The 614-nt window shown below is 30.8% G+C and carries 2 protein-coding genes; one reads left to right on the top strand and one right to left on the bottom strand.

Annotated elements, in window-relative coordinates:
• The coding region (locus ACVC5O_RS00030; RefSeq protein WP_452219419.1) for a DUF808 family protein at positions 1 to 282 on the bottom strand (282 nt) is incomplete at its 3' end.
• Here ACVC5O_RS00030 and ACVC5O_RS00025 point away from each other — a divergent pair.
• Entirely contained in the window at positions 270 to 599 is a 330-nt protein-coding gene (locus tag ACVC5O_RS00025) for a hypothetical protein (RefSeq protein ID WP_452219418.1), read from the top strand. The two genes, ACVC5O_RS00030 and ACVC5O_RS00025, sit on opposite strands and share 13 nt — an antisense overlap.
• Positions 600 to 614: the final 15 nt, after the last annotated feature.

Here is a 614-nt window from a genome sequence, read left to right as displayed (position 1 = left end):
TAAGGTCTGGTCAACTACTGTGCCTAAAGCAATAATTACTATTTCTACAGATAATATGAAATCTGTAACAATTGCAGATTTAATTTTAGTTTTTTCTAATGCCAATATTTCAGCTTCACTTAGTTTATGATCTAAGCTATTCACTCGTTCTTTAGGTTCGTGAGGCACAAAGTACTCAAAGATTTTCTCGGCACCTTCATAGGCTAAGTACACACCTCCTAAAACCAAAACCACAGTTACTGCCCAAGGTAAAAATGCGCTTAATAAAAATGCAAGAGGCACGGTTTTTGGAAGCCTTTAGTTATATTTTAAATCCTGAACCTCCAAATATTACCAATACTGAGTTAGCTTTGGAATGGTTGGATAAAAAAGAAGAGTGGCAAAAGTTGAAAAATTTGTATTTTGAAGATAAAAATGCATTAATAAAAAAGACAAATACAGATAACAATATTGTATTAGCTGCCTTTTTACAGTTTATGGATGAAGCAAATATGGGAGCAACTATGTATAAAACTGATGAAAATTTTAACGATTTTACAAGAGTAACTTATAATGCTAATGCTATAAATAATATTAAAGAAAAACCGTGTAACAACTAAAAAACGAAACAAAAT

The sequence above is a fragment of the Lacinutrix salivirga genome, from assembly GCF_053604675.1.
The sequence above is the reverse complement of the archived record's forward strand: the minus strand, read 5'-3'. Positions and strand labels throughout refer to the sequence as shown.

Bases quoted from the DNA above. Each gene is read 5' to 3' on its own strand.
- ACVC5O_RS00025 (WP_452219418.1), top strand. From the start codon at position 270: ATGCAAGAGGCACGGTTTTTGGAAGCCTTTAGTTATATTTTAAATCCT.